The sequence below is a fragment of the Protofrankia sp. Cj3 genome (assembly GCF_917627355.1).
GTDB lineage: Bacteria > Actinomycetota > Actinomycetes > Frankiales > Frankiaceae > Protofrankia.
Map to the genome: position 1 here is coordinate 2035 of NZ_CAKJTR010000231.1, position 517 is coordinate 2551.

The window sequence follows — 517 nt, forward strand, 5'->3', positions numbered from 1 at the left end:
GACGGCACGGTCCGGTTGTGGGAGGTTGCGACCGGGCGGGAACTGCGTACCCTGACCGGCCACACCGACTGGGTGTGGTCGGTGGGGTTCTCCCCGGACGGCTCCATGATCGCATCCGGGGGTGACGACCGCATGGTCCGGTTGTGGGACGTCGCGACCGGGCGGGAACTGCGCACCCTGACCGGCCACACCCGCGGGGTGTGGTCGGTGGGGTTCTCCCCGGACGGCTCCATGATCGCATCCGGGGGTGACGACCGCATGGTCCGGTTGTGGGACGTCGCGACCGGGCGGGAACTGCGCACCCTGATCGGCCACACCGACCGGGTGTGGTCGGTGGGATTCTCCCCGGACAGCTCCATGATCGCATCCGGGGGTGACGACGGCACGGTCCGGCTGTGGGATACCGCGACCGGCCAACAGATCGCGACCGTCATCGGCATTCGGGACGGGTGGGCGGTTCTGCTGGCGGACGGCTCATACAAGCTGGTCGGTGAGCCGGCCGGCTCCTTCTGGTGGG

At 70.0% G+C, this 517-nt stretch carries 1 protein-coding gene; it reads left to right on the forward strand.

Annotated features, from left to right (window positions below; all coding sequences use genetic code 11):
* Nucleotides 1-517: WD40 repeat domain-containing protein (locus tag MJ783_RS20990; RefSeq protein ID WP_239313043.1), on the forward strand; the 517-nt coding region annotated here is incomplete at both ends.